The 26,317-nt window shown below is 70.7% G+C and carries 21 protein-coding genes and 2 pseudogenes; 12 read left to right on the top strand and 11 right to left on the bottom strand.

Annotated elements, in window-relative coordinates:
* Nucleotides 1-360: 360 nt before the first annotated feature.
* Nucleotides 361-1,050, top strand: a complete 690-nt coding sequence (locus CG747_RS17215) for a FadR/GntR family transcriptional regulator (RefSeq protein WP_100602605.1) — start codon at nt 361-363, stop codon at nt 1,048-1,050.
* 280 nt (nt 1,051-1,330) lie between these two features.
* On the opposite strand, the gene CG747_RS17220 is transcribed toward CG747_RS17215, so the two are convergent.
* Entirely contained in the window at nt 1,331-2,596 is a 1,266-nt protein-coding gene (locus CG747_RS17220; RefSeq protein WP_100602606.1) for an MFS transporter, read from the bottom strand.
* On the bottom strand, nt 2,593-3,855 hold the full coding sequence (locus CG747_RS17225) for a cysteine desulfurase family protein (protein WP_257980479.1): 1,263 nt from the start codon (nt 3,853-3,855) through the stop codon (nt 2,593-2,595). The genes CG747_RS17220 and CG747_RS17225 overlap by 4 nt, the downstream gene beginning before the upstream one ends.
* Nucleotides 3,856-4,010: 155 nt before the next feature.
* Between CG747_RS17225 and CG747_RS48815 the strand changes: the two genes are divergently transcribed.
* Nucleotides 4,011-4,250 carry a zinc-binding dehydrogenase gene (locus tag CG747_RS48815; protein ID WP_308303785.1) on the top strand — a complete coding sequence of 80 codons (240 nt, stop codon included), beginning with the start codon at nt 4,011-4,013 and terminating at the stop codon, nt 4,248-4,250.
* A gap of 65 nt (nt 4,251-4,315) precedes the next feature.
* On the opposite strand, the gene CG747_RS17240 is transcribed toward CG747_RS48815, so the two are convergent.
* Nucleotides 4,316-5,143: a RimK family alpha-L-glutamate ligase gene (locus tag CG747_RS17240; RefSeq protein ID WP_257980480.1), complete on the bottom strand. Its 828-nt coding sequence runs from the start codon at nt 5,141-5,143 to the stop codon at nt 4,316-4,318.
* Between the two features lie 300 nt (nt 5,144-5,443).
* Here CG747_RS17240 and CG747_RS17245 point away from each other — a divergent pair, with 300 nt between their 5' ends.
* On the top strand, nt 5,444-6,559 hold the full coding sequence (locus CG747_RS17245; RefSeq protein WP_100602608.1) for a MerR family transcriptional regulator: 1,116 nt from the start codon (nt 5,444-5,446) through the stop codon (nt 6,557-6,559).
* 21 nt (nt 6,560-6,580) lie between these two features.
* Here CG747_RS17245 and hemA read toward each other — a convergent pair whose 3' ends face one another.
* Nucleotides 6,581-7,843 carry a 5-aminolevulinate synthase gene (gene hemA / locus CG747_RS17250; RefSeq protein ID WP_100602609.1) on the bottom strand — a complete coding sequence of 421 codons (1,263 nt, stop codon included), beginning with the start codon at nt 7,841-7,843 and terminating at the stop codon, nt 6,581-6,583.
* Nucleotides 7,844-8,140: 297 nt separating this feature from the next.
* Between hemA and CG747_RS50985 the strand changes: the two are divergent.
* Together CG747_RS50985 and CG747_RS17255 are read left to right on the top strand one after the other, a co-directional pair.
* Nucleotides 8,141-8,379, top strand: a pseudogene (locus CG747_RS50985) (AMP-binding protein); the annotation flags it as partial.
* Nucleotides 8,380-8,394: 15 nt separating this feature from the next.
* Nucleotides 8,395-9,207: an AMP-binding protein gene (locus CG747_RS17255; protein WP_374701782.1), complete on the top strand. Its 813-nt coding sequence runs from the start codon at nt 8,395-8,397 to the stop codon at nt 9,205-9,207.
* 181 nt (nt 9,208-9,388) lie between these two features.
* Here the strand turns inward: CG747_RS17255 and CG747_RS17260 are convergent.
* From CG747_RS17260 to CG747_RS17275, 4 genes and pseudogenes are all read right to left on the bottom strand, one after another.
* Nucleotides 9,389-10,359, bottom strand: a pseudogene (locus tag CG747_RS17260) (GNAT family N-acetyltransferase).
* Nucleotides 10,360-10,578: 219 nt separating this feature from the next.
* Nucleotides 10,579-11,559 carry an AraC family transcriptional regulator gene (locus CG747_RS17265; protein ID WP_100602716.1) on the bottom strand — a complete coding sequence of 327 codons (981 nt, stop codon included), beginning with the start codon at nt 11,557-11,559 and terminating at the stop codon, nt 10,579-10,581.
* Between the two features lie 32 nt (nt 11,560-11,591).
* Nucleotides 11,592-11,750 (bottom strand): hypothetical protein, encoded by a 159-nt coding sequence (locus tag CG747_RS17270; RefSeq protein WP_257980481.1) that lies wholly within the window; start codon nt 11,748-11,750, stop codon nt 11,592-11,594.
* Nucleotides 11,751-11,790: 40 nt separating this feature from the next.
* Complete coding sequence (locus CG747_RS17275; RefSeq protein WP_308303786.1) at nt 11,791-12,918, bottom strand: FAD-dependent monooxygenase; 1,128 nt, start codon at nt 12,916-12,918, stop codon at nt 11,791-11,793.
* Nucleotides 12,919-13,100: 182 nt separating this feature from the next.
* Here CG747_RS17275 and CG747_RS17280 point away from each other — a divergent pair, with 182 nt between their 5' ends.
* The 4 genes from CG747_RS17280 (at nt 13,101) to CG747_RS17295 (ending at nt 18,350) form a co-directional block, all read left to right on the top strand.
* The gene (locus tag CG747_RS17280) at nt 13,101-13,439 is read left to right on the top strand and encodes a hypothetical protein (RefSeq protein ID WP_100602610.1); all 339 of its coding nucleotides are present in this window, start codon (nt 13,101-13,103) and stop codon (nt 13,437-13,439) included.
* A 232-nt stretch (nt 13,440-13,671) separates the two neighbouring features.
* Nucleotides 13,672-14,439, top strand: a complete 768-nt coding sequence (locus tag CG747_RS17285) for an SDR family oxidoreductase (protein ID WP_100602611.1) — start codon at nt 13,672-13,674, stop codon at nt 14,437-14,439.
* Nucleotides 14,440-14,467: 28 nt separating this feature from the next.
* Nucleotides 14,468-17,386 carry a BTAD domain-containing putative transcriptional regulator gene (locus CG747_RS17290; protein ID WP_100602612.1) on the top strand — a complete coding sequence of 973 codons (2,919 nt, stop codon included), beginning with the start codon at nt 14,468-14,470 and terminating at the stop codon, nt 17,384-17,386.
* A 556-nt stretch (nt 17,387-17,942) separates the two neighbouring features.
* Nucleotides 17,943-18,350: a hypothetical protein gene (locus CG747_RS17295; RefSeq protein WP_100602613.1), complete on the top strand. Its 408-nt coding sequence runs from the start codon at nt 17,943-17,945 to the stop codon at nt 18,348-18,350.
* Between the two features lie 217 nt (nt 18,351-18,567).
* Here CG747_RS17295 and CG747_RS17300 read toward each other — a convergent pair whose 3' ends face one another.
* The 3 genes from CG747_RS17300 to CG747_RS17315 all read right to left on the bottom strand — a co-directional run bounded on the left by CG747_RS17300 (nt 18,568) and on the right by CG747_RS17315 (nt 22,795).
* A complete protein-coding gene (locus CG747_RS17300; protein ID WP_100602614.1) occupies nt 18,568-20,586 on the bottom strand; it encodes a collagenase in 2,019 nt (672 codons plus the stop codon).
* 182 nt (nt 20,587-20,768) lie between these two features.
* A complete protein-coding gene (locus tag CG747_RS17305; RefSeq protein WP_100602615.1) occupies nt 20,769-21,731 on the bottom strand; it encodes a LysR family transcriptional regulator in 963 nt (320 codons plus the stop codon).
* Between the two features lie 281 nt (nt 21,732-22,012).
* Nucleotides 22,013-22,795: a helix-turn-helix domain-containing protein gene (locus CG747_RS17315; protein ID WP_100602718.1), complete on the bottom strand. Its 783-nt coding sequence runs from the start codon at nt 22,793-22,795 to the stop codon at nt 22,013-22,015.
* A 262-nt stretch (nt 22,796-23,057) separates the two neighbouring features.
* On the opposite strand from CG747_RS17315, the gene CG747_RS17320 reads away from it, so the two are divergent.
* The 3 genes from CG747_RS17320 to CG747_RS17330 all read left to right on the top strand — a co-directional run bounded on the left by CG747_RS17320 (nt 23,058) and on the right by CG747_RS17330 (nt 26,148).
* Complete coding sequence (locus CG747_RS17320; RefSeq protein ID WP_100602616.1) at nt 23,058-23,720, top strand: DUF4097 family beta strand repeat-containing protein; 663 nt, start codon at nt 23,058-23,060, stop codon at nt 23,718-23,720.
* Nucleotides 23,721-23,897: 177 nt separating this feature from the next.
* Nucleotides 23,898-25,142 (top strand): serine hydrolase, encoded by a 1,245-nt coding sequence (locus tag CG747_RS17325; protein WP_100602617.1) that lies wholly within the window; start codon nt 23,898-23,900, stop codon nt 25,140-25,142.
* A 307-nt stretch (nt 25,143-25,449) separates the two neighbouring features.
* Nucleotides 25,450-26,148, top strand: a complete 699-nt coding sequence (locus tag CG747_RS17330) for an SDR family oxidoreductase (RefSeq protein ID WP_100602618.1) — start codon at nt 25,450-25,452, stop codon at nt 26,146-26,148.
* The last annotated feature ends 169 nt before the right edge of the window (nt 26,149-26,317 follow it).

The following is a 26,317-nucleotide window of genomic DNA, read 5'->3' on the forward strand; positions in this document are numbered from 1 at the left end:
GCAGCCCGGAACCCCGCTACGGGGTGCCGGTCGTGTCAGGCCCCGTAGCGGCAGCCGAGGAGAAGGAGCTCGTGCAGCAGCATGGAGAGTACAGTAGCGGCCATCAACTCCTCAGACAACCTGAGGGGTTGATGGAAGTGGTACCGGGATGTCGAGGGACGGCGCCACGGCCAAGGGCGTTGACCTGTCGCATGGTTGACGTTCGAAGAGGCGGTGGGTAGAGCGGAGTTGCGGCCGTGGTCATCACGCCTCTCCCCCACCACACCCCACCCGGCCGGTCACCCGATTCCTGTGGCGGCGAGCCCGTACCGAGTACACTCACCCCCCGCATCATCAGACAACCTGAGAGGTGAGTGCGGGATGCCGCTCGGTGCCCTCCGCCCCAGTCCGCTGGTCGAACAGGCAACCCAGCACCTACGCGACCAGATCAACGGCGGACAGTGGCCGGTGGGGACCAAGCTCCCCGCGGAGACCGCCCTGGCCAAGACGCTCGGCGTGGGCCGCTCCACCGTGCGCGAGGCGTTGCGCGCGCTGGCCGGGGCCGGTCTGCTCCAGGCCCGGCAGGGCGCCGGCGTCTTCGTCATCGCCACCGAGCCCGAGGAGGACTGGCCCACCCGGCTGCGGCGCGCCGAGGTCACCGACGTCTACGAGGTCCGCATGCTCGTCGAGGTGCAGGCCGCGCGCCTGGCCGCGCAGCGCCGTACGAAGGCCGATCTCACCGCCATGCGGACCGCCTTGGAGGCCCGTCGTGCCGCGGCGGCCGGCGATGACGCGGCCTTCGTCGACGCCGATATCGCGCTGCACGCCGCGGTCGTCACCGGCGCCCGCAACCCCGTTCTGAGCGATCTGTTCGTCGAGTTCGTCCCCGCGCTCCGCACGGGGCTGATCGAGCTGCTGGACATCCTCGACCTGCGGGCCCACGCACCGAATCACGGGGACGAAGCCCATGAGGCCCTGGTGCGGGCCATCGAACGCGGAGACGCCGACGCCGCCGGCAGCACCCTGCAGACCGAGCTGGCGGAGACCCTCGCGCGCCTGCACCGCCTCTGACGCACGGCGGAAGGGGACCCAGGAACCCGAGTGGCGGCCGTGCGCATGTTTCGCCCCGAGCATATGACGGTCCGTCACATACTTTGCCTACAGCGGGCGTTCCCACGATGTGGCGACACGAATCCGCCCCCGTACGCTGCCCGGGAGCGGTGCCCATGGCCACCCAGGCAACCACTCCCCCGACGCCCGCCGACCTCGGACGCGTCGTCGCGGCCAGACACCTCGTCGCGGCCAGTCGCGTCGGGATCACCGTGGCGTCGGGACCACCGTCGAGTGGGGTTCATCGGCGGTAGGCGGTCGCGGCGACGGCGGGCAGGAGGGCGAGGGAGAGGATGCCGCCGGCGAGGGCGAGGGCGGGGTAGCTGGTGGCGGCGACCATGATGCCGGAGGCCATGCCGCCGGTGGCGCCGGCGATGGCGATGGAGACGTCGACCATGCCCTGGGTCCTGGCGCGGGTGGCGAGCGGAACGGTGTCGGTGATGATCGCGGTGCCCGCCACGAGGCCGAAGTTCCAGCCGAGGCCGAGCAGGGCGAGAGCGAGGGCGAGGAGGGCGACGGAGTCGCCGGGTGCCACGGCGGCGAGGATGCCGGCGGCCAGCAGGGTGATGCCGGAGGCGGCGGAGATCTTCATGCGGCCGAAGCGGTCGACGAGCCAGCCGGTGAGGGGGGAGGGCAGGTACATGGCGCCGATGTGGATCGCGATGACGAGGCCGGAGGCGGCGGTGCCGTGGCCGTGGTCGTGCATGTGCACCGGCGTCATGGTCATGATCGCGACCATGACGAGCTGGGTGAGGACCATGACCAGCGCGCCGAGGACGACGCCGCCACGGCCCTCGCTCGTGTCGGCGGCCTCGGCGGCGGCCGGGTCGGTCGCGGCGTCGGCTTCCTTGGCCTGGGCGACGGTGCGGGCCAGGAGCAGCGGGTCGGGGCGCAGCCAGAGGGCGAGGACGAGCGCGGCCAGCGCGTAGGCGGCGCCGGCGAGGATGAAGGGCCCGGTGAGGTCGGGGATGCCGAGGTGTGCGGCGAGGGTGCCGGTGGGGGCGGCGAGGTTGGGGCCGGCGACGCCGCCGAGGGTGGTGGCGACCAGGACGGTGGAGACGGCCCGTCCGCGGTGTCCGGGGTGGGCGAGGTCGGCTCCGGCGTAGCGGGCCTGGAGGTTGGTGGCGGTGCCCGCGCCGTAGACGAACAGGGCGATGAACAGCAGGACCGGGTTGTCCAGGGCGGCGGCGATGATGACGCCGGCCGATCCGATGGCGCCGGTGAGGTAGCCGGCGGCGAGGCCGGGGCGGCGGCCGCGGGCCTGGGAGATGCGGCCGACGGCGACGGCGGCGAGCGCGGAGCCGGCGGTCATCAGGGCACTGGGCAGCCCGGCGAGGCTTGTGTTGCCGAGCATGTCCTGGGCGAGGAGGGCTCCGACGCTGACGCCCGCGGCGAGCCCGGCGCCGCTGAGGACCTGGGAGGCGACCAGGGCGCGCAGTATGCGGCGCTGTGCCTGGTCGGGGTCGGATATGTGAGCCGTCGTGTCGGCGGATGCGGTGCTGGTCATGTCCTCTTCCGGGGCAGGGGTGCGGGCGTGCGGGCGTGGTGGCGCACCGGCCCGGGCCCGGCGCGGTCGGTTGTGGGCCGGTGTGCGGCAGCCGCCCGGATCAGGGCCGTTGCCGCCGTCTCGATGTCCCCCGGCGTGATCCAGCGGCCCAGTGACAGCCGCATCGCCCCGAGTGCCCGGACCGGGTCGACGCCCATGGCGGTCAGGACGGGCGAGGGACTGCGGGTGCCGCTGTGGCAGGCCGATCCGGTGGACGCCGCGATCTGGTCGGCGGCGGCGAGGACTTCGTGGCCGAGGACGCCGTCGACGCTGATGTTCAGGGTGTTCGGCAGCCGGTTCTTCTCGGGGCCGTTGAGGTGGACGCGGCCGGGCAGTCCGTCGGCGAGCCGCCGGTGGAGGTCGTCGCGCAGGGCCGCGATGTGCGCCGGGGCACCGTCGGCGAGCTCGACGGCGGCGATCCGGGCGGCGGTGCCGAGCGCGACGGCCAGTGCGACGTTCTCGGTGCCGGCCCGCAGGCCGCGTTCCTGGCCTCCGCCGTAGACGACCGGTTCCAGCTCCGTGCCGTGGCGTACGTACAGGGCGGCGGCCCCCTTCGGCGCGTACATCTTGTGCCCCACGATCGCGAGCAGGTCGACGCCCAGCGCCGTCACGTCGAGGGGGATCTTCCCCACCGCCTGGGCGGCGTCGCAGTGGAACAGCGCCCCGTGCTCGTGGGCGAGAGCGGCGAGTTCGGCGACCGGCTGGAGGGCGCCGGTCTCGTTGTTCGCCGCCATCACGGAAACCAGCACCGTGTCCTCGTGTAACGCGGCGGCCAGGGCATCGGGGGCGACGAGGCCGTCGCTGCCGACCGGCAGCACGGTCACCCGCGCACCGTGCAGCCGCTCCAGGGCACGGCAGGTCTCCAGGACCGCCGGATGCTCGGTTGCCTGGGTGACCACGTGCGGATGCGGTCGGCCGGAGGCCAGGACCGCGCCCCGCAGCGCGAGCAGGTCCGCCTCGGAACCGGAGCCGGTGAACACGATCTCGCCCGGCCCGGCGCCGACCAGGTCCGCGACCCGGGCGCGGGCCTCGGCGAGCGCCCGCCGGGGCTCGGCGCCGTGGGGATGGCTGCTGGCGGGGTTGCCGAAGAAGTCGGTCAGGTGCGGCAACATCGCGTCGGCCACGCGCGGATCGACCGGGGTGGTGGCGTTGTAGTCGAGATAGACCGGCCGGCCGGTCAGGCCGGGGTGCGGTGGGAGTCCGGGCCCCAGGCCCGTCACGTCAGGTCCGAGGCGTCGACGGGCAGCTCCGACAGGCGCCACTCCAGCATGCCGTCGTTGAGCCGGATCGCCCGCCGCCCGCGGTCGGTCAGCAGCCGTACCGCGTCGTAGGCCAGGACGCAGTACTCGCCGCGGCGGGCGGAATCCTCATCGACGTGCGGGGCAGCGGCCCCGACCGCACTGCCGTCCGGGAGCAGGCCACGGCGCGCGGCCTGCGGTTCGCCGAGTTCGGGTTCACCCCGTCCGGCGCCGACCTGGAGAGCATCACCAACCTGGTGGAACGCGGCAGCCTCCGCGTCGCGGTCGATCATGTCCTGCCACTGGAGGAAGCGGCCAAGGCACACGAACTCAGCGAGACGAACCGTGTGACAGGCAAGATCGTTCTCACTCCCTGACGCCGCGCACGGGGCGGCACCTCGGCGTCACGGCTCCGCCTGCCTGGTCACCACGCTCGCAACGGTCACAACATGGCCAAGTGTGCTTGTACATACGTTACCGCGACCGACTCCGTGGGGTGCACCGAGCCGAGCATCGGGTGAACATTGACTTCGAACACCACGCCGCCGTTCTCGGCGGCGAGGTCGACACCGGCGAAGGGCAGCCCCATCGCCTCGGTGGCCGAGACGGCCAACTTGCCCAAGTCTGGGGAAAGTTCATCGACCGGCAAGGGGGTGCAGCTCGCTCCCTGAGCCTCGTTGCACGGAGCATCGGCGTCCCTTTGGACGTGTTCGCACGCCTGGACCGGGCGCCCGTCCAACACGGTCACACGGAATTGATGACGCAGCCCCCGGGCGTCGAAGTTGCCGGCATCGCGGGAGATCAACCAGTCCTGCCCGGAACGGGCGTAGTAGTCGATCGCGGTGCGCAGCTGCTCCGACGTGGTGACATGGAAGACGTCGTCTCCGCAGGTCCCCAGGAACGGCCGGGCCCAGACGTTCCCGCCCAGCCGCTCGAACGCCGCGGCAGCGCTGTCAGCGCTGGGGCGGGACAGGCTGATGGTTTCCATATGCGGGATACCGTGCCGGACGAACCGCTTTACCGTCAGGTTCTTTTCGGTGGCCGCCCGCCAGGCATCGGCGTCCGTTCCGAGCGACAGCACCCCGTGGCGGCGCAGCAGTCGCTGGAACGGGGCGAAGCCGCCGCGCTGGGGAGGCTGGATCTCGTAGATCAGTACGACCGAAGGGGTCACCGACAGGCCCTCGCCCGGCACCTCGATCTGAACTCCGGCCTGCGCACTGCGTGTCCGGCCGGTGCCGCCCGCCATGAAGTGCCGCGCATCGATCAGCACGGGTCGCCGTCCGGTGAGCAACTCGACGGCGGCGGCCAGAGCGGATCGGCTGCCCTCCGTCGACCCGTGGTCGGTCATCAACACAACCTCGCGTGTACCCATACCGGCCTGGTCCCCTCGCCCGCTGGGTCGTGCCTCGCGAGCCCACGCCGCGAAGCACCGATCCTGGCAACCCGACTACGGAAGGCGATAGTGGAATTACGGACAGCCCCAGCCTGGCAGGCCCGGCGATGGACCCACCCGCGGCACCAGGAGCGAATCGCTTGACCCTCACGTGACGTCAGGCCGCATCGTCGGCGCATGGAAGAGCATCTGACCGTGGGACGCGTGGCCGAGCTGGCCGGCGTGAGCGTGCGCACGCTGCATCACTATGCCGGGATCGGCCTCGTGCAGCCGTCCGCGCGAACCGCGGCCGGGTACCGGGCCTACTCGGCGGGCGACGTGGAGCGACTGCGGGAGGTGCTCGCCTACCGGCGGCTGGGCTTCGGATTGCGCGAGATCGCGGATCTGGTCGACGACCCGACCACCGACGCGGTCGCGCACCTGCACCGGCTGCGCGGCCTGCTGCTGGAACAGCGCGACCGCGCTGCTGCCATGGCGACGGCCATAGACAGGGAACTGGAGGCAGGGGCAATGGGGATCAGAGCGACGCCGGAGGAGCAACTGAGGCCGTTCGGCGCGCAGTTGTACGAAACCATCGGGTCCGCCTACCCGGCGACGCGGCGCACCGAGCCGCGGATCGCCGCGCGGATCTGGGATGCGCTCGGGGACGCCCGGACAGTACTGAACGTCGGGGCCGGCACCGGCTCCTACGAGCCCCCGGACCGCGACGTCACGGCGGTGGAACCGTCGGCGGTCATGCGGGCGCAGCGTCCCGCGGGCGCGGCGCCGTGCGTGGCCGCCAGTGCGGAGCGCCTCCCGTTCGAGGACCAGTCCTTCGACGCCGCGATGGCGGTCAGCACCGTTCACCACTGGCCGGACCCGGTCGCCGGGCTGCGCGAGATGCGGCGCGTGGCCCGCCGGGTGGTGGTGTTCACGTACGACGCCGGTACCACCGGCTGGCGTGAGCGGTTCTGGCTCACCCGCGACTACCTGCCGGAGTTCGCCGGCCTTCTCGTCGACTGGCCTTCGCTCGCCGATCTCACCCGTGCGATCGACGGGCGTGCGGAGCCGGTGCTCGTCCCGTGGGACTGCGCCGACGGCTTCTTCGAGGCCCACTGGCGGCGGCCCGAGGCGTACCTGGACGAGCATGTGCGCCGCGCGGTATCGGTATGGACCAGAGTCGGGCCGGAGGCCGAGGAGCGGGCGGTGAACGGACTCCGCGACGACCTTTCCTCAGGCCGGTGGGCCGAGCGCAACCGCGACCTCGTCGCCCTCGACGCGGCAGAGCTCGGTCTGCGCCTGCTCGTAGCCTGAGCCCTGATGGACGCGGCTCCCTCAGCTGCCGCCAAGCCTCCCCTGGACCGCCTCACGGTTCGGCGGCGACACGGCAGGGACGGCGTCGAGCTCGTCCCACACCGTGCTCAGCGCCGCGGCGAACTCCGCGACGTCGGCCTCGGTGTGGACGGCGGAGGGGGCGATGCGCAGGACTTCCGCACCGGTGCGGACACTCGGCGCATTGATGGCCTGGACGTAGCTGCCGTGCCGGTGGAGGAGCCGGTCCGCGGCTTCCTTGCAGGTGGCGTCGTCGCCGACGACGACGGACACGATATGGGAGTCGGCCGAGGCGTAGGGGATACCGCGCTCGGTGAGCAACCTCTTCAGGATGCGGGCGTTGGCGTGCAGCCGGGTGCGTTCGCGGTCGGACCCCCGCAGGTGGCGGACGGCCGCGAGGGCGCCGGCTGCGACGGCCGGCGGAAGCGACGTCGTGAAGATGAAGGGGCGGGAGAAGTTCTTCACGGCGTCGACGAGGGGAGCCGGCCCCGCGATGTATCCGCCGGCGGTGCCGAATCCGTTGCCCAGAGTCCCCATGACGAGGGTGAAGTCGCCGCCGAGGCCGTCGCGGGCGGCGACGCCGGCTCCCTGCGGGCCGTAGATACCCACCGCGTGGACTTCGTCCAGGTATGTGGTGGCCCGGTGGCGCCGGGATATCGCCGCGATCTCGGCGAGCGGAGCCGTGTCGCCCGTCATGGAGTAGAGGGATTCCACGACGATCAGTTTGGGGCGGTCCGGGTCGGATGCGGCGAGCAGTTCTTCCAGGTGCGCGGTGTCGTTGTGCCGGAAGATGAGCTTCTCGGACCCGCTGTGCCGGATGCCGTCGATGATGGAGGCGTGATTGAGCTCGTCGGACAGGACCAGGCAGTCGTCCATGCGTCCGGCGAGCACCGTCAACGCGCCGTCGTTGGCGGCATATCCGGAACTGAACAGCAGCGCGGCCTCCTTGCCGTGCAGTGCGGCCAGCTCCTTTTCGAGCAGAACATGAAGGTGATGGGTCCCACCGATGTTCCGTGATCCCCCCGAACCGGCACCGAATTCGTCGATGGCGCGCTTCATCGCCTCCACCACGACGGGATGCTGTCCCATGCCGAGATAATCGTTGCTGCACCATACGTTGATCTCGGTCATCGTCCTGCCGGGGCGGACCGCGCGGGCGAATGCCCGGGGAAAGCGGCCGGCCCGCCGCCCGATTTCCATGAAGTCTCGTCTTCCGTTTCCCAGTTCGGCCAGTACACGCGCGAAGAATTCGGTGTGCTGCGACATGAGGCCACCTCGATTCGTTGCGGATTGTGGTCACCATGATGATGTCGAGGTTCCCGTCCATCGAGGTTGTTGACCCACCAGGACAGTTGGTGGACACGCAACTCCCCCTGAGGTAACAAGAGTTGTCGGTCCGGGTATTCCCTGCCTCATCGCAGGCAACGGACGCGGGTCGAGCGCGTTCGCACTGCTCTCACAGCGGTCGGCGGCAGGATACGAAGAGCGGCGTGATCAGCACGACAGGGCGACAGGACGACAGGGCGAAGCCCGATCGAGGACGATCCAAGGACGGAGACTGTCATGCCTCTCTCGGCTGCGGCCATACTCGCGGATTCCGCGGAGCGTCGGCCGGAAAGTCCGGCGGTTTTGTACGGAGCGGAAAGCGTGTCGTACCGCGAACTCTGGCGCAGCGCCCGGCAGTACGCAGCAGTGCTGCGCGAGCACGGAATCGAAGCGGGGCACAAGGTCGCACTCCTGCTGCCCAACGCTCCGGAATTCCCGGCGGCGTACTTCGGCGTACTGGCGCTCGGGGCAGTCGTGGTCCCGGTCAACACATGGAGAAGCAGCGGTGCACGGTGTTCATGGGCGTCCCCACCATGTACTCCGCACTTCTCACGGCAGTCGAACTGGTCGAACGACGCCCCCAATTGGATCGGGCCTACTCCGGCGGATCGGCACTGCCCGTGACGACCCTCGGGCAATTCCAGGCGACCTTCGGCTGCCGGATCTACGAGGGGTACGGACTCACCGAGACCTCCCCCGTGGTCGCCTACAACCAGAAGGCATGGCCCTGCCGCCCCGGCACCGTGGGTCGGCCGATCTGGGGAGTGGAGGTGGAAATCGCCAGGTCCGATGTGGAGGATGCCGTGGAACTCCTGCCGGCCGGCGAGTTCGGCGAAATCGTCGTACGCGGGCACAACGTGATGGCCGGATACCTCAACCAGCCCGAGGCGACGGCCGAGGCCGTGGTGGACGGCTGGTTCCGCTCGGGTGACCTCGGAGTCAAGGATGCGGAAGGCTATCTGACCATCCTCGACCGGAAGAAGGACCTGGTGCTGCACGGCGGATTCAACGTGTACCCCCGTGAGGTCGAGGAGGTACTGACCAGGCATCCGGCCATTGCCCAAGTGGCGGTCATCGGACTCCCCCACGAGATCTACGGCGAGGTGGTCTGCGCAGTGGTGATCCCCCGCCCCGGCGTCCCGACGGGACCCGAACTCGCCCGGGAAATCATCGCCTGGAGCAAGGAACGCCTCGCCGTCTTCAAATGCCCGCGGTCGGTCGAGTTCGTCACCTCCTTCCCGACCGGACCGAGCGGAAAGGTACTCAAGCGCGAACTGCTGAAGTCGGTCCGACGGGTCGGGTGACCGGTGAGTGTGCTGATCGATTCGGTCGGCGTGGGGAACCCGACCGGCAACAGGTGCCGGTCCCGGCGCCATTCACGTGACGTACGCGAGACGGCGCTTCTGGGAAGCCTGCCTGACCTACCCCTCGCATGGCCGCTGACAGTGGACGCGTACGCGTCTCTCGGCCCTGGCGAGCGCACAATCAGAACCAGTGCAGGCAGTGCGCGGGGCGGTCGGTGCGGAAGAGGGCGTCGGCGAGGGTGGCCGCGCTCGGGTGGTGGGCCCGGATGTGTCCGGCTCGTACGAGCGTGCTCGGGGCGGTGCCGCCGAGGTAGACCGACCCCAGGTCGCTGATGTCCAGGGACAGGTCGGGCTCCCGGTCGGTCGGGACGCAGTCGGCACTGTTGTCCCGGACGGTCAGCAGGTAGCGGCCGTGTTCGCCGAGGAACGGGTCGTCCACGTCGAGGACGAGCTCGCCGTCCGTGAACCAGCCGCGGGCGGTCAGAGCGCGCGGGATGTCCAGCAGGCGCACCCAGAGCCAGTCGGTGTCGTCGCTCACCTGGCCGGCGCGGAAGTCCGCGAACTGCCAGCGCAGCGGGTGCTCGGGCGGGACGTGCTTGAAGACGACCCTGGTGACCAGGTCGTGTCCGAGTACGAACCGGGCCGGGGCCGTGAAGACGGCGTCGTCGGTGGCGATGGTCTCGTCGACCGTCAAGGTCTGGGGATCGCCGATCGAGTAGCTGGCGTACCCGTCGGGGACGCCAGCCGTGCCGTGTAGGTCGCCGGTCCGTAGCCGAACCTGCCGTAGATCGGGGCCTCGGAGGCCAGCAGCACGGAGAGCAGCTCCCCGCGGGCCCGCAGCTCGGCGAGCTGATGCCGCATCATCGTGCTGAGCACGCCCCGGCGCCGGTGCGACGGCAGGACGCCGACGGCGGTCACCCCGGCGGCCGGGACGAGGGTCCCACCGGGCAGGGTGAGCTCGAAGGAGTGCGCGGCGGCGGTGCCGACGGGTCGCCCGTCCGCCGTCAGGGCGAGCAGGCACCGGTCCGTTTCGAGCGCCGACCACCAGAGCCCGCCGCCCTCGATCGGGGTTTCCGGGAAGAGTCCGAACGCGGCATGGAGGGTGTCGACGAAGACCTCGAAATCCTGGTCGGTCGTGGGACGGATCTCCATCGCTGCCGCTGCCTCCTCGGGATTCCGGCACCACGGCTCGTGGCGTCCGGCAGCCACAGTGCAGCGTCGACACGTGGCCAGGTCAAACGAATTGCGGTTCAGCCCGCGGCCGGTCACAGCACAGCCATGGTCCCGGCGCGGCCCCCGTCCCAGCCCGATGCCGGGGGCCCCGGGCTGATGCGCTGACAGGCAGGCAGGAAGGGAGACGGGGAGGCCGGGTCACCTGCGGGCTGCGGTGTCGGAGGGCAGTTCGGCGAAGCGGGCGCGGTACTCGCCGGCGAAGCGGCCGAGGTGCGAGACGCCCCACCGGTAGGCGATCGTGCCGACGGGGTCGGTGGAGGCGAGGATGTCCTCACGAATCCGGTCGAGTCGCAGGTTGCGGACGTAGGAGAGGGGCGAAAGGCCGAGCCGGCCGCGGAATGCGGAGCTGAGGGTCCGCGGGCTGCAGCCTGCGGCACCGGCGATGTCGCCGAGGCTGATGTGCTCGGCGAGGTTCGCTTCGATGAACGCGAGGGCTGCCCGCAAGGAGCGTGGGAAGCCGGGTTGCGGACCGTCGTGCAGCTCGCCGGTGTGCGAGTGCGGCTGGGCCAGCAGCAGGGCGGTGACGAGGCAACGCAGCTGGCTGCGCTGCAGCTCCGCGCGCCGGAACAGGGGGTCTGCCGAGTCCAGCTGTTCGAGCAGGGAGCGGACCAGCAGCCGCACCGCCCGGCCCTTGGAGTCGGCCAGGTCGAGGGCGAAGTCGAAGCGCACGGTGGACACCGGCGGACGCCCGGTCAGCGCGGCGAATTCCTGGTGAACCAGGGCGGCGTCGATCCGCAGGCCCAGGAACCGCGTCCTCCGGCCGGGCAGGGGCCGCAGTTCCTGGGTGTCCCCGGGGTTGGCGACTCCCGCCGTCGCCTCGTCGAGGGTCGCCCGCAGGCCGCCGCACGATGCCGAGATGGCGCCGGAGTCACCGATGTTGACGAAGTAGGAGCCGCGGTCGCGACCCGCGGCCGAGGTGACCCGCACATCGAGTGGCGAGACGAAGTAGCCCACCGCGAAGTCGTGTGCGGCGACGCCGCGCAGTTCGTGTTCGCCGCCGCACAGCTCGCCCAGGGGCGAGGTGGCGATCGAGCCGCCGAACAGGCAGGTGGCGGCGTTGAGCAGGTCGACGGGGTTCCGGGATCTGGTGATGAGGTGGTTGCGCAGGGGCGTCGGCACGATGGTGGGGTCACCTCCCTGGGGGCCCATTGTCAGCCATGGCGGTCGGCGGGTTCCGTGGCGGGGACACCGGTGTCACCGGCGGTCTCCGTCAGCCCCCACAACTCGGTGTAGAAGCACCGCTGTTCGGCGAAGTTCGGCATGGCGACATCGATGTGCCGCCGGTGGGTGATCAGACTGCTGTTGCTCATGGTGTACTCCCTTGATCGGGACGGGCTTCGCGCCGGATGGTCACGCGGGCTCGGCCATGAGCCGGTGGCAGGATTCGACCAGCGGATACGCCTCGCGGTGGCGCTGCGCCTGCTCCAGGCCGGCGATCGCCACCGAGGTCTCCACGAGCGTTCGGCACCGCTGCGCGCGCCGGCCGGCGAACGCCTGGAGCCCCGCGGCGACGGTCGCGTGCCGCCCGAGTTCGCGGGCCAGCACGAGCCCGTCCTCGACGGCCAGGGCAGCGCCACTGGCCATCTGCGGTGCGGGCGCATGCGCGGCATCACCGATCACCACCGCGTTGCCCCGGTTCCAGGCACCCTCCAGGAGCGCCGTGAGCACCGGGCGGCGCACCACCGATTCCGACCCGGACACCAGGGAGCGGATCTCCTCCACCCGGCCCGGGAAGGGCTCCAGCAGTTGCCGCAGGCGCGGTGCGAGTTCGGCGTCGGGCAGGGCGCTCCGTTCCACTCCGTTCTCCGTCAGGAACACGTAGGCCTGCCGGTCCGAGAGGGGGACGAGGCCGGCCGTGTCGGCCTTCCCGGCGAACTGATGGATCCCGGTGGCCCACCGCGGGCGGGGCACCAGGGCCCGCCAGACCATCTGCCCGTGGAATTCGAGCGAGGTCTCCAGCCCCAGCAGGCCCCGCGCCGACGAACGGATCCCGTCCGCGGCCACCAGCAGCGCGACCTGCCGGACTGTCCCGTCCGACAACCGCACGCGGACCAGGTCCCGCTCCTGGTCCACCGCGGCAACGGTCACTCCGTGGCGTACCACCACACCGCACCGCTCGGCTTCCGCGTGCAGGATGCGGTGCAGTACGGGGCGTGCGATACCGACCATCGCCGGCCGCCGCGCACCGATCAGACGCGGCAACCTGACCTCGCCCGCGGGCTCGCCGTGCACGTCCGCATGCGTGATCGTGCTCATGCCGTGGCCCGCGGCCAGACACGCGTCCGCAAGACCCAGTTCGTCCAGCCCGCGCAGCGCAGGTCCGGTCAGGCACAACCCCCATCCGGAAGTCGCCTCCGGCGGGCCGACCTCGGCGATCTCAACCTGCCATCCGCCGCGTGCCAGGGCCGTGGCGGCTGTCAGACCAGCCACGCCCGCTCCCACGATCACGGCCGTCCGCGCACCGCGACAGCTGTCCATGTACGCCTCCAGAGCGCCGATTTCCTCGAAACCGTAGGGCGCGTCGGCGCTCCGCCCTGTCCGAATCGGGCGGCGGTCATCCGCTGTCGGCAAGCGGCCGTCCGAGAGGCAGGGCAGTCGTCCCCGCACATGAGTAGCCGCACCGATGTGTGGACGGGTGTCAGGACGCTTGACTCTGTGCCATGAACACACTCTCGGTCCGGCCGCAGCGCGACCCATGGTGGTGGCTGCCACCGCTGTTGGGTGCCGCCGCGCTCGGCTCACTGTTTCTCGTCGACTTCTTCTTCTACAGCTTCAGCGTCATGTACACCGACTCGTGCGGCCCTGACCACTGCCCCGCGAGCGTGACCGTGCCGCTTTCCGCGGCACCGGTGCTCTACGGGGCCGGAATCCTCCTCGTGCTGCTCTCGGCGCTGCTGCCTTGGCGGCTCACCGTGCGGCCGACCCGCATCGCACTGGCGGCGACCGGAGTTGCGTCGGCCGCAGCCGTGGTCCCGGTACTGCTCGTGATCCACCGCTGAACCGGTTCACACCGCCGCCGCGTTGTCATCCTCGATGTCGCGCGGGCCGCGGCCGGTGCAGTCATGCCGGTGGACGGCGTCCAGGCACTCGGCGACGTCCGGTCCGCTCGTCAGGCCGACTGGCGCCGGCGTACCCCGGTGAGCCCGCGGTGAGCTCGCGGTGAGCCCTGGCCGTGACTGTGGGGGGCATCGCCGGATCCGCCGCGGACCGGCCACCCGACAGGGAGCGACGATGAACGTTCTGACCGGCAAGACGGCACTGGTGACCGGCGGCTCGCGGGGAATCGGCCGGGCGGTCGCGCTGCGACTGGCGGCCGAGGGCGCGCTGGTTGCCGTCCACTACGGCGGCAACGACCAGGCGGCCGAGGAGGTCGTGGGGCGGATCGAGGAGGCGGGCGGCCGGGCGTTCGTGATCCGGGCCCGGTTCGGCGAGGACGGCGCGGTGGACCGGCTGTTCGAGGAACTGACCGTGGGACTGGCGGGGGCCGGGCTGGACATCCTGGTCAACAATGCGGGCATCAGCTCGGGCAACCCGATCTCGCAGGTCACCGAGGAGGAGTTCGGCAGGTTGATGGGGATCAACGTCGCCGCCCCGTTCTTCGTGATCCAGCGCGCGATGGCGCTGCTGAACGACGGCGGACGCGTCATCAACATGGGTTCCGTGGCCAGCCGGTTCGCGGTCTCCACTCAGATCGGCTACACGATCAGCAAGGCGGCGCTGGAGTCGATGGCACCGTCGCTGGCCAACGAGCTCGGCCGTCGCGGCATCACGGTGAACACGGTCGCGCCAGGCGCCGTGCGGACCGACATGACCGCGGGCTACACCTCCATCCCCGAGGCGGTGGCGGGACTGGAGTCGATCACCGCGCTGGGGCGGTTGGGCGAGCCCGAGGACGTCGCGGACGTCGTCGCGTTCCTGGCCGGCCCGCAGGGCCGTTGGGTGACCGGCCAGACCGTCGACGTCTCGGGCGGGACCTTCCTCGGCCCGATTGCGCCATGATCCTGCGCGCCGATGAATAATCCCCGGCATGCGGTTCGGAATCCTCGGCGAGACCCGAGCATGGCACGGCGACGGCGGCGAGGCCCCGTTGGGCGGACCGGCCCGGCGGGCGCTGCTGGCCCTGCTGCTGGTGCGCCCCGGGGAGGTCGTCTCGACGGACCGGTTGGCCGACGAGATCGACCCCGCCGGGGTGCTTTCGGCACATGCGCTGCAGTCCCAGGTGTCCAGGCTCCGTACCGCACTGGGCGCCGGGGCCGCGATCGAACGGGCCGGCGCGGGGTACCGGATCGTGGTCGATCCGGACGACGTGGACACCTCCCGGTTCGAGCGCCTGGCCGGGGAGGGCCGTGCGGCGCTCGCCGACGGCGACGCCGGACGGGCGGTCGTGCTGCTGGGCGAGGCGCTGGAGTTGTGGCGGGGACCGGCGCTGGCCGACCTGCCCGAGAGCGAGACGGCCCGGGCCGCCGCCGTGCGGCTGGAAGAACGCCGGCTCGGGGCACGGGAAGACCGCATCGAAGCGGGGCTGCGGCTCGGCGAGCACCGGACGGTCGTACCCGAGCTGCGCGAGCTGGTCGGCCGCCATCCGCTCCGGGAACGGCTGGCGGGGCTGCTGATGCGGGCGCTGTTCGCCGAGGGCGGGCAGGCCGAGGCGCTGATGGTGTTCGAGGCGACCCGGCGGCACCTGGCCGACGAGCTGGGCGCCGACCCCTCGGCCGAACTGACTGCGCTGCACCGGGAGTTGCTGCGCGCCGATCCGACGCCGTCGCCCGCCGCTCCGCCCGCCCAGCTGACGAGCTTCGTGGGGCGCGCGGATGAGGTGGCCGAGGTCGCCGAGGTGCTGCGGGTGGCCCGGCTGGTCACCCTCCTCGGGCCCGGCGGCGTCGGCAAGACCCGGCTCTCGGTCGAGGTCGCGGGGGTCGGGGGCACCGAGGGCCAGGTGTGCTTTGTGGAGCTGGCCCCGCTGCGTGACGGCGCCGGCCTGCCGCATGCCCTGCTGCGCGCGCTCGGCCTGCGCGAGAACGGGCTCCAGATGGACGGCGGCGCGAAGGGGCCGGTCGATCGTCTGGTCGCGGCGCTGTCCGACCAAGTGCTGCTGCTCGTCCTGGACAACTGCGAGCACCTTGCCGACGAGGTCGCCGGGCTGGCGGCGCGGCTGCTGACGGCCTGCCCGCGGCTGCGTGTGCTGGCGACGAGCCGGGAGCCGCTCGGCATCATCGGCGAGTACCTCCACCCCGTGCGGCCGCTCGACGAGGACACGGCCGTACGGCTGTTCACCGAGAGGGCCGCTGCCGTGCGGCGCGGCTTCACCGCCGACCCCGAGGTCGTGCGGCGGATCTGCGCGGCGCTCGACGACCTGCCGCTGGCCATCGAGCTCGCGGCGGCGCGATCGCGCACCCTGGAGATCGACGACCTGGCGGGACGGCTGGACGACCTGCTCGCCATCGGCGCCCGCGGCAACCGCACGGCGGACGAGCGGCACCGCACGCTGCGCTCAGTGGTCGCGTGGAGCTGGGACCTGCTCTCCGAGCCCGAGCAGCGGGCCGCGCGGCGGTTCACGGTGTTCGCCGGGGGCGCGACGGCCCAGTCCGCGCTTCGGGTGTGCGGCACCGACGGTGAGACGCTGGAGGCGCTGGCCGACAAGTCGCTGCTGGAGGTCGCGGGCGGCCGCTACCGGATGCTGGAGACGATCCGCGCCTACGGTGCCGAACGGCTCGACGAGGCGGGCGAACGCGATTCCGTGCGGCGCGCCCACGCTCAGCGCCTGCTGGAGCTCGTGCGGACGGCCGACCCGCATCTGCGGCGGGCCGAGCAGCTGGAGTGGCTGCCCGCGGTCGCCGCCGAACACGGTGACCTGCTGGCGGCACTGCGCTGGGCAGTTGCGGAACCGGCAGTGGAGACGGCCTTCGAGCTGCTCGCCGCGGCGTTCAACTACCTGTGGATCCGGGGCGCGTCCGCGTCCGTCGCGCCACTGGCGATCGCACTGCTCGCATCGGTCGGCGAGGCGGTCCCCGACGGGCTCGGCGAGGAGTACGCGACGTGCGTGCTGCTCGCCGGCGCGGCGTCGGCGACGGGCGAAGCCGGGAGGCAGGCGTGGCAGCGGCACCGTGCGGCGGCCGGCAAGGCGCTGGCGGCCGCGTGGCCCGGCGACCGGTCGGGCCGGTACCCGGTCGTCCTGCTGCTGTGGATGATGCGGAACGCGGGCGGGCCGGACCCGCAGGGCGCATTCGCGCTCGTCTCGTCCCAACGCGACTGTCCCGAGCCGTGGGCGCGGGCCGCCGCCCACTACGTGTCGGGGTTCGGGCACCTCGGCCGGCGGGATCCCGATGCGGCCGAGGACGCCTTCGGCCAGGCCCTGGAGGGATTCCGCACGCTCGGCGACCGCTGGGGCATGGCGCTGGCCCTGGACACGCTGGCCGGCACGGCCGGCGCACGCGGTGACCGGACGCGGGAGGTCGCGCTGACCGACGAGGCCCTGGTGCTCACCGAACGGCTCGGCGCCCTGGAGGACAGTGCCGACCTGCTGGTCAACCGGGGCGATCACCTCGCCGGCGCCGACGCGGCGGGAGCCCGTACCGCCTATGCGAACGCCGCCGCGCTCGCCCGCCGCGCCGGCAGCTCCACCTACCTGGCGGCTGCGCTGCGCGGGCTCGGCGACATCGCCCTGGAGGAGGGCGACCTGGCAGCGGCGGAACGGCTCTACAGCGAGGCGCTGGAGCGGATCGATCCGCACTGGATCAAGAGTCTGGGGCCCCGGGTGCGCACGCTCATCGGCCTCGGCCGCGTCGCCGCGGCCCGGAGCCACCACACGGAGGCGCGCAAGCACTACCGGCAGGCCGCCGAGGTCGCCGACACGGTCGGGGCGCGCGCCCCGGAGGTGCTGCGCATGCTGGGGCTGTCCGAGAAGGCCGTGGAGTCCGTCCTGGAGGCCGTGGCCGCGGACCGGTGAGCGCGGTCGTTCCTCTACAAGGTCACGCCGTACCTGCCGGGCAAGAACACGGCCGCCAGGATCGCCCGCACGGCCGCGGAGAACATCGCGCTCCGCGACTACCGCGAACCGGCCCGGCGGTAAGCGCGCGGCAATGCCTCCCCCCTGCTTCGGGCGGTTGATGCGCCGCTCGACGGTATTGCGCTGTTTTTTACAGGTCTTCCGATCGAGTCCTCTTTCAATTGCGCATTCCGACTCTTTGCGGCGGGGCCCAGGTCGAGCGGAAACCCAGGAAACTCCCCTTCGCAAGCAATTTCAGCCGGCTCCGGGATTTGCCGTGCATGCGGGCCGACTTTCCGGATGGCGCCAGACGTCAGGGGTTCAAGACTGCGGCACACGACGCGTCCGGATACGCCAGTCCGCGCAGACCACGAGCGGAGCAGACGCTCTGGCAGCAGAGGCCAGCTGACCAGGCAGATCCGCGCTCACAAGCCACTGCCGCAGCCCCGGGCTCGATTGGCTTCAACTCCCCTATTTCCATTATGATTTGGGTGCACCAATCGAAAGGGACGCAGTTATGGCCGTGAAAGAAACCATCCAGGTTGACGAGTCTCAGAAAAGCGAGCCGGGAGTCCAAGAGGTCATCACTCCCGTCCCGGTCGGCAGTGAGATCGTCAAGAAGGCGACTTACTGGCGATCAGTTCTCCAGGATGACCTCAACCCCGAGGTGACGGACGGCGTCACGACCGTGAAGCTCGCCGTCCCGGCCTTGGTCGAGGAGGAGTACGAAACCGGGGAGACCAACGAGGACGGCTCGGCAAAGCTCGGTGTCCGTCAGGTCCGTGACATGCAGTGGTATGACATCGACCTCGGCGAAGAGAGCCTGACCGCTCTTGAGGCAGCGATCAGGCCCTTCACCGAAGTGGCCCGCAAGGCCGAGGCTCCCGGAGCGAAGCCGGTACGCAAGAAGCGCACAACGAAGTGATTGTCGACGCCCCCTCGCAGAGAGGGGGCGTTCTTTTTGCGCCGCAACTGTTCGCCCCGTGCGCCGCGTTGACGGTGACCGCCGGACCCCGTCGAGCCCGCCCGGCAAGCGAAGAGGCCCTTCGACGGCCGGCCGGCTGTGGGGAAGGCGCCGGCCGTCGAAGGGCCATGGCCGTGCGGTGCGGGTGTGCCACCGCCGGGCCGGGTGGAGCTATCGGTCAGTGGGAAGGTCGGACCGGCGTCGCGTGTGCCGACGGCGCGGTCTTCGCCCCGGGCTGGGCTGCGCAGGCGCCACCCGCGCAGGCGGTGAGCCAGGAGTCGAAGTCGGCGTCGTAGCGTGTGCCGATGTTGCTGTTGTAGACCGCGTAGCCGCCCTGGTAGTCGCCGGTCCGGAAGTGCCCGAGGATGTTGGCGACGTCATCGGGGTGCTTCTCGACCATGTAGCGGGCCGCGAGGTAGCCCCAGGCGTAGGTGCGGTTGCTGTCGGTGTTGCTGTAGGTGGTCTGGAACAGCGTGCTGAGCTTGTAGGTGTGCTTGCCGGCCTCGCTGACCGCCTGGTCGTCGGTCTTCTTGCGGTAGGTGTACGAGACGTACTCGGCGAGGCCCTCTATCCACCAGACATCCGGAACCGACGTCTGCTGGGCGAAGTCGCCCTTCATGTCGTCACGGGCGTCGAGGTAGTGCGTGTACTCGTGGTTGAGGTTCCAGATCCGGGCCGGGAAGCCGTTGTCGTCGCTCCGCTGGTACATGAGGGACATCGGCTTGTTGTCGGGTTTGGTCGGGTCCCCGATCAAGGTGATGCCGCCGTTGTTGGTGTCGACGCCGAAGATGGCCCCGGCGTAGGTCTGGTAGTCGTTGCGACTGCCGAAGACGACGAGCTGGATGGTCGATTCGTGCTGGTTGGGGATCGGGCCGTTGTTCTTCACGACGTTCTGGAAGAACGGGTCCTGGCTCAGCAGGCTGGTGCAGGCGGCATTGAGCTCGTCCGAAGTCAGCGCCTGCGCCTTGATGGTGTGCGTCGCGTCGCAGGAGTGGTCGACCGGCAGCGCGGCCTTGGTCAGCTGGTCGGGCAGGTTGCAGACGCCGTAGAACGAGCAGTTGTCCTTGTCGTAGGCGGCGGCGTTGGATGCGACGGTGACCCACAGGGACGCGGTCGGGCCGGTTATCTTCGAGGCGTCCAGCAGGCCCTTCATGAGCGGCTTGACCTTGTCCCGCAGCTCCTGGTGCTCGACGTACCGCGCGACGTTCATGCCGGCGTTGGAGTCGAGGTAGGAGTTCTCCTTGCCGAGCATGCCCATGTGGTCGAGCGCGAACTTGTTGAGGGTGTCGATGATGCTCGGGTCGGCCGCGACCGCCTTGACGTACTCGGGGTTCCAGTTTCCGCGCCAGACAGGCGTGTAGACGTTGTTGACGGCGGCCAGCATGCTGGGGATGGAGTCGTAGGAGCTGTTGTACCCGCTGAGGAACTGCTTGTAGACGTTCAGGTAGCGGGCCTGCTCGTTGGCGCTGTCCGTGAGGATCATGACCTCGCTCAGGACGTCACCGTTGCCCGAAGTGACGTCCTTGGAGTGCGAGTTGGCGAAGAAGGCGTCCAGGCTGCCTTCGATGGCCGTCGCCAGGGTCGGGCCGTACTTTCCGACATCGTCCGGGTGGCCGTACTGCACGTAGTAGCCGGCGCGCAGGAACAGCACCAGCTGCAATACGTCTGCCTTGTTGTCGCCGGGGTACGCCGCGGCCGCGTCCTTGAAGGCGTTGGCCACGGTCACCATCTGCTCTTCGCGAAAGACGTCGTGGGCGTCTTTGCCGGCGACGCTGAACAGGGTGTTGACGCAGGCCGTCTCCGAGGCCTTGACGAACGTGACGAGGTCGGCTCCGGTCCGGCTGCCGAAGTCGGACGGACTGCACGAGGCCGCGCGGTGCTTCGCACCTTTCTGCCGTGCCGCAGCAGTCGAAGAAGTGGGGGGATTCTTCGCGTTGAGCGGGCGGAGCTGGGTGACGCCGACCGATCGGCCCGGTTGCGCGGGCCTTTCGTTCGCGCCGACTGTCGGGCCGGTCGGTGGTACGGCATGGGGGGTGGTCCGGGCCGCGGTGACGGCCTGGGCGGCGGTGGCGGCCGTCGAGTGCGGCGTCGCCAGTGCCGGGGAGGCCAGTGCCGGCGCGGCCAGCAGGCCGGCTGTGGTGACGCAGACGGCCAGGCCGCCGGCCAGGCTTCTGGGCAGGGGGAAGCGGTAGCGCATCCGTGCTCCTTCGTGGGCAGATGCGCCTCGGGATCGAACTGAGGCGCGTGTGGCACCTTCTCAGCGCGACCGACCGCCGACAATAAGGTGTGACATAGCACATGGGCTGAACTCGCCATAACATCCAGCTGGATGGCCTCGCCGGCGGCCGGCACCGGGACCACCCGGCACCGCCGGAGTACCTACCAGCGCCCGGCCACACTCCAGGTTCGCGAGGCCCAGGCCCGGAAGTGCGGTGACTGCGCGATGAGCGTGCGGTACGCCTCGGCGGCGGAGGTGAAGAGCGTGTCCGCGACCTCGTCGGCAGGGCTCTTGCGTCGCCAGGCCAGCACGTAACGGCACCACAGGGGTGTGCCGACCAGCGGTTTGACGAGGACGTCGGGGATCGGCCGGAGTGTCGCCTGCACGACGGCGACCCCGATGCCTTCCGCGATCATGTTCTGTAACTGCCCCTGGTCGCCCAGGAATTCATGGACCGCCGCCGGGGTGAATCCGGCCGCGCGACACGCCTCGTAGAACACCCCGGGCCAACCCGCTCCGTCGTCCGGGGTCAGGAACCACGCGTCGTCGGCCAGGTCGGCGAGCGCCACCTCCCGGCAGTGCTGGAGCCGGTGCCCGGCCGGCAGGGCGACGAAGGACGGCTCGGTGACCACTCCGCGGTGCGCCACGGCGGCCGAGTGCCGCAGTTCACGTCCGGGATAGTCCGCGGCGATCGCGGCGTCCACCGCACCGTGCTCCAGGAGTTCGACGATCTCCGAGGACGAATACACACTGCTCACCGTGAGCGCGAGATCGGGCAGTCGGCTCCGGAGCCGGATGAGCATGCCGGCCAGGACCGGCGAGTTGGTCGCGGCCAGCCGGAGGGGTCGGCGCGTTCTCGCACCGTCTTCGGCCGGCCTGCGCCCTATCGCGGCAGCGCGGGTCAGGACATCACGGGCCTGGGCCAGGACCTCCGTGCCGAACCGCGTCAGCTCCACACCCGAGGTGTTCCGCTCGAACAGCGACTGACCGAAGTGCTGCTCGATCCGCTGGAGTTGGGTGCTCATGGCCGGTTGCGAGTACCCGAGGTCCGACGCGGCCCGGCCCACGCTCCCGGCATCGGCGATCGCACACAGCACTCTCAGGTGCCGAAGCTCCAATTCCACGCCCGCACTCCTCCCGCCCCGCTGAGCTGAGCGTCAAGCTACCTCTGCGCGACGGCGTACGCCTGCCCGGTTGACGTCTTTCTCGCCGCGGATGCGGCAGGGAGGCGTGGCGGAGCGGGCCGTGGCGGCCCGGGTGTCGGCCCGCTGCGGTGCCTTCCGCACGGAAGCGGGCGACTTCGCGTACGACCAGCAGCGCATCCCGGACCGAACCCGTCTGCCGGGCGTCGAAGACGATCCGGCCCAAGCGTCTCGGGCCCCCGCCGGGCACGGTCGGCTTCGCCTCATGGTGTGGGCGTCGAGGCGGCCGTCCGTCCGTCATCCGAACTCGGCCTGGCGGCGCCGTCCGAGGCCGACTCGGTTCTGGTGTACAGGACTTCGCGGCCCTGTTCCGCGGCGCGGATGAGTCCTTCGCTGACGAAGTCCAGGAAGCGGGCGGCGTTCTCCAGGCGGGTGGCGGCCGGGGTGCCGCGACCGAGGACGCCGACGCCCTGCCGTGCGACCTCGATGAACTGGTCGTTGGCCCGGGCACTGCGGATCATCGCCTGGTACCAGAGGTCGTCGTCGACGACGTAGCGCTCGCGGCGGCGTTCGTCCCGTTCCCGGCGGACGAGGTCCTGGCTCTCCAGGAACGTGATCGCTTTGGAGATCGACGCCGGGCTGACTTGGAGGCGCTGGGCAAGCTCGGAGGCGGTGAGGGCGCCGGTGTCGGTGGTGTAGAGGCAGCCCAGCACCCGGGCCATCATCTTGGGCAGGCCCGAGGCCATGTAGACGGCGGTAAGGGCCTCCTGGTAGTCACGCACGGCTTCGACATCGCGCCCATACGCCTGCGGTGACGCCTGCGTCCCCCGGGGCGCGGCCTGCCTGGGCCCGTGCGTGCGCTGCTGGGTGGCGCGGTGGGCCAGGTCGGCGCGGTAGCCGGCGGGGCCGCCGTTGCGCATCACCTCACGCGTGATCGTGGAGGTCGGCCGGTCGAGACGGCGGGCGATCTCGGCGTAGGCCAGCCCGTCGGCCAGTCCCGCGGCGATCTGCTGACGTTCGGTCTGGGTGAGCCTGCCTCCCGGCATCACGACCCCCTTCATGCCCCACGGATGCCCCATGGCGCTGCTCGATGTTCCCCTACGCCGCCACCATAGCGTTCACCTTCAACCCATTGCAACGACCGACCGCCTCATCGTTGCGTTAATCGAGAGGACGTTGCAATGATTACCGCGCTTTGACCTGTATGAATGGCCTTCCCGGGCGAAGAAATCGTTGCCGAGAATCGGAAAGCAACGTAGCGTTTCCATTGTTCGGAAACAGCGAGCCGCAAGTACAAGGGAGAGCACAATGCAGAAGTTCGACACCCCCGCCCCGATCTCCGCCGTCCTGCACATCCCCGCCGGACGCGTCCAGTTCATCGCCGCGGAGCGGGCCGACACGGTGATCGAGGTCCTGCCCGCCAACGCCTCGAAGGGCCGGGATGTGAAGGCGGCGGAGCAGACCTCGGTGGAATACGCCGACGGGATCCTGCGCATCGTGTCCTCGGCGAACGACCAGTACTTCGGCCCCTCGGGATCGGTCGAGGTGACGGTCAAGCTGCCTGCCGGTTCCCAGGTCGAGGCCAAGACCGCCAGCGCCGAACTGCGGACGCTCGGCCGGCTCGGCGACGTCGTCTTCGAAGGCGCCTACAGCCAGATCAAGCTGGACGAGACCGCCGGCCTGCGCCTCACCGCGGTCGACGGCGATGTCGAGGTCGGCCGACTGGGCGGGCCCGCGGAGATCAGCACCGCGCGGGGCGACATCCGGATCACCGAGGCCATGGGCGGCAAGGTCGTGCTCCGCACCCAGTCCGGCGACATTTCGATCGGCGCCGCCGACGGAGTCTCGGCCGCTCTGGATGCCGGCACCGCCTACGGCCGCATCAGCAACGCCCTCAAGAACGACGGCACCGCCGAACTCGACATCCGCGCCACCACCTCCCACGGCGACATCACCGCCCGCAGCCTCTGACCGCCCCCGGCAGCACCCTCAACACAACCCGGCCATCGGGCGCACGCCAACGCCATGGACACCACGCCGGAGACGCGTCCCGCACGGCGAACACAAGCACCACCACCGCCCTGGGACGCGCCTCCGGCGGCCACACCCCACCAGGTCAACCACCCACATCTCGGAAGGAACCACCACATGTCCCTCGACATCACTCCCGCCCAGCACCGCGGCCTCTCCGAAACCGGGCTGCGCAGGGTGCGCGATGTGTTGGCACGGCACGTGGAGTCCGGAAGGATTCCCGGACTGGTCGCCCTGGTCAGCCGGGACGGTCACGCGCACGTCGAAGCGGTCGGCACGATGCGCCACGACGGCGGGGCACCCATGCGCCGGGACACGATCTTCCGGATGGCCTCGACGACCAAGCCGGTCACGATGGCGGCGGCGATGGTCCTGCTGGACGAGTGCCGGCTGCGCCTGGACGACCTGGTCGAGCCGTGGCTGCCCGAACTCGCCGACCGCCGAGTGCTCAAGCAGGTCGACGGCCCGCTTGAGGACACCGTCCCGGCGCGGCGGCCGATCACCGTACGGGACCTGGTGACCTCCACCTTCGGCCTGGGCATGGATCTGACGGCAGTGGGCACCCCGATCATGGACGCGATCTTCGAGCGGGGCATCTTCAGCCAGAGCGCGACAGCGGTGGCCGCGCCGGACGAGTGGATGCGCCAACTGGCCACGCTGCCACTGATGCACCAGCCCGGAGAGCACTGGCAGTACCAGATCAGCAACGACCTGCTCGGCGTCCTCATCGCCCGGGTCACCGGCCAGTCGTTCGACACGTTCCTGCGCGAACGTGTCTTCGGCCCGCTGGGGATGAAGGACACCGGCTTCCACGTGCCCGCCGGCCAGATCGACCGGCTGCCACCCTGCTACACACCCAACCCGCAGACCGGGGAGTTCACCGTGTGGGACGAGGCGGTGGGCGGGCAGTACAGCACGCCTCCGGCGTTCCCGTCAGGCGGCGGCGGTCTGGTCTCCACCGTCGACGACTACCACGCCTACTTCCGCATGCTGCTCAACGGCGGGATACACGAGGGCCAACGCATCTTGTCCCGCCCCGCCGTGGAACTGATGACCACCAACTGCCTCACCCCCGAACAGAACGCCGCCCGCAACGACCTGGCCCGCAACAACGTCCACATCTCCTTCGGCCAAGGACAGCACGGCGGCTGGGGCTACGGCATGGCGGTACGCAGCTACCGCGGCGACTACGCACCCATCGGCCAGTTCGGCTGGGACGGCGGCACCGGCACCACCGCCTACGCCGACCCGCACAACGGACTCGTCGGCATCCTCCTCACCCAGGTCGGTCTCTCCCTCCCCGACCCCGCACAACTCATCCACGACTTCTGGACCACGCTCTACCAGGCCATCGACGACTGACATGACGCCGTACGTCTGCAACGCAGCCTGAGCACATGTCACAACGGGCGAGGGCGCCTTGGCCCCGCAGCACACACTGGAGACAGGGCCCGCAGCGGTAGCCGCGGGCCCTGTTCCGTTGCGTCGTGGGGAACATGGCACTTGAACCGCCGCACCAGCAACCCGACGGGAAGATCGCTGGGTATAGTTCAGGCGTTTCGGGGAGCCGGCGAGCCGGAGCCGGTCGACCGCACGTGCCGCCTCGCGTTCAGCGGCATCCGGGACCCTGGCGGAGCCCCGATGACCACATCGCCGAGGAGGCCGTCCCATGGAACCCGTCACGCTGATCACCGGTGGCTCGACCGGAATCGGCGCCGCCACCGCCCGCACCCTGCTCAAGCAGGGCCACCGCCTGGCCGTCACCGGACGTGACGCGGACAAGCTGGCCGCCTTCGCCGCTTCGGCCGGAGCGGGCGAGCGACTGCTGACGATCACCGGCGACACCAGTCACGCGGACGACGTCGCCTCCGCCGTGCGCCGCGTGGTGGACGCGTGGGGCCGACTGGACAACGTCATCGCCAACGCCGGTTTCTCACTGCCCGGCAACCTGGAGAGCCACGCCCCCGAGGACATGCGCGCCATGGTCCTCACCAACGTCCTGGGCCCGGCCCTGCTGGTGCGGGAGACCCTGCCGCATCTCAGGGAGTCCAAGGGCCGGATCGTGATCATCGGCTCGGTCGCGGGGGTGCGCAACACGCCTGGCAACCTGTACTCGGTCACCAAGTGGGCCGCGCACGCACTGGCCGAGAACACCCGGCTGCTGGTCGGCAAGGACGGAGTCGGCGTGACCCTCGTCGCCCCCGGAGTGGTGGACACCCCGTTCTGGGACGAGCGCGGCGGCACCCCCGAGGCGGCGCCGGCGATGACGGCCGAGCAGATCGCAGACACGATCCTCTTCGCCGTCAACCAGCCCTCGGGCGTGGACATCAACCACATCACCATGCGGCCGTCCGGGCAGCTCGGCTGACGCCGCGCTCCTCGCCGTCGTCCCACGCCGGAGCCCGCTTCGAGGGAGGCCGCCTCCCCCGAGGGGAGACTCAAGCCGCCCGCTCCCCGCGTACCCGCCGGCGGCGCGACAAAGTACCTGAACCCCGCACAACAACCAAGGCCCCAACGACACGTTGAGTCACTCGTCA

The sequence above is a fragment of the Streptomyces sp. CB02959 genome, from assembly GCF_002803155.1.
In the GTDB taxonomy this organism is placed as follows: Bacteria; Actinomycetota; Actinomycetes; order Streptomycetales; family Streptomycetaceae; genus Streptomyces.

Excerpts from the sequence above, each read along its gene's own strand:
- CG747_RS17215 (WP_100602605.1), top strand. The coding sequence starts at position 361 with ATGCCGCTCGGTGCCCTCCGCCCCAGTCCGCTGGTCGAACAGGCAACC.
- CG747_RS17220 (WP_100602606.1), bottom strand. The coding sequence starts at position 2,596 with ATGACCAGCACCGCATCCGCCGACACGACGGCTCACATATCCGACCCC.
- CG747_RS17245 (WP_100602608.1), top strand. The coding sequence starts at position 5,444 with ATGGAAGAGCATCTGACCGTGGGACGCGTGGCCGAGCTGGCCGGCGTG.
- hemA (WP_100602609.1), bottom strand. The coding sequence starts at position 7,843 with ATGTCGCAGCACACCGAATTCTTCGCGCGTGTACTGGCCGAACTGGGA.
- CG747_RS17255 (WP_374701782.1), top strand. The coding sequence starts at position 8,395 with ATGGAGAAGCAGCGGTGCACGGTGTTCATGGGCGTCCCCACCATGTAC.
- CG747_RS17270 (WP_257980481.1), bottom strand. The coding sequence starts at position 11,750 with ATGAGCAACAGCAGTCTGATCACCCACCGGCGGCACATCGATGTCGCC.
- CG747_RS17275 (WP_308303786.1), bottom strand. The coding sequence starts at position 12,918 with ATGGACAGCTGTCGCGGTGCGCGGACGGCCGTGATCGTGGGAGCGGGC.
- CG747_RS17280 (WP_100602610.1), top strand. The coding sequence starts at position 13,101 with ATGAACACACTCTCGGTCCGGCCGCAGCGCGACCCATGGTGGTGGCTG.
- CG747_RS17285 (WP_100602611.1), top strand. The coding sequence starts at position 13,672 with ATGAACGTTCTGACCGGCAAGACGGCACTGGTGACCGGCGGCTCGCGG.
- CG747_RS17290 (WP_100602612.1), top strand. The coding sequence starts at position 14,468 with ATGCGGTTCGGAATCCTCGGCGAGACCCGAGCATGGCACGGCGACGGC.
- CG747_RS17295 (WP_100602613.1), top strand. The coding sequence starts at position 17,943 with ATGGCCGTGAAAGAAACCATCCAGGTTGACGAGTCTCAGAAAAGCGAG.
- CG747_RS17300 (WP_100602614.1), bottom strand. The coding sequence starts at position 20,586 with ATGCGCTACCGCTTCCCCCTGCCCAGAAGCCTGGCCGGCGGCCTGGCC.
- CG747_RS17315 (WP_100602718.1), bottom strand. The coding sequence starts at position 22,795 with ATGCCGGGAGGCAGGCTCACCCAGACCGAACGTCAGCAGATCGCCGCG.
- CG747_RS17320 (WP_100602616.1), top strand. The coding sequence starts at position 23,058 with ATGCAGAAGTTCGACACCCCCGCCCCGATCTCCGCCGTCCTGCACATC.
- CG747_RS17325 (WP_100602617.1), top strand. The coding sequence starts at position 23,898 with ATGTCCCTCGACATCACTCCCGCCCAGCACCGCGGCCTCTCCGAAACC.
- CG747_RS17330 (WP_100602618.1), top strand. The coding sequence starts at position 25,450 with ATGGAACCCGTCACGCTGATCACCGGTGGCTCGACCGGAATCGGCGCC.